1 pseudogene is annotated in these 507 nt (G+C 57.6%); it reads right to left on the bottom strand.

Annotation, left to right across the window (positions count from 1 at the left end):
* Positions 1–99: 99 nt before the first annotated feature.
* Positions 100–507 (bottom strand): annotated as a pseudogene (locus tag BDO18943_RS42465) (TniQ family protein); the annotation flags it as partial.

The following is a 507-nucleotide window of genomic DNA, read 5'->3' as shown; positions in this document are numbered from 1 at the left end:
GCCGTCCGCCTTCGATACCCGCATGTAGCCTATCAGCATGTCGTACCTGTCACATATACGTTCGATTATGTGACAGTTTGCATCGGGAAGCTCTGCACGTCAAAATTTGTCACTTAACCCGTCATTCTGTCTAAGGCATGCAAAGGGTAGGCTAGGCTCATAATGTGACAGAAATTCCGGGGGGATGCCTTCCTTCGCGAAGGTGGCGCGCAACTGTTCCAAGGAAGCGGGGTCGCGCCGACCATAGGAAGCCAACGCGAACAGCGAGCGTGCCGTCTCGGGGTTGTGTCGTGCTTCAATGATGGCCTCATCAATGGCCTGGATTGCACGCTGCCAGTGATCGACGGGTTCGGGCTTCGGCGCTTTCGCCGGCAGGCCACTGGTGAACCCGGTTTGGGGCTCGGACCAGAATAGCTTTGCGTGCTCGCCTGGCGGGCTTATATCCCTCACCTCAATCAAGCTGATTGCCGTTGCCGCCGCCTCCAGCATCTGCAACCGTACTGCCGG

The sequence above is a fragment of the Burkholderia aenigmatica genome (assembly GCF_902499175.1).
GTDB classification, from domain to species: domain Bacteria; phylum Pseudomonadota; class Gammaproteobacteria; order Burkholderiales; family Burkholderiaceae; genus Burkholderia; species Burkholderia aenigmatica.
Note: the sequence above shows the minus strand (reverse complement) of the source record. Positions and strands in the feature narration are given on the sequence as shown.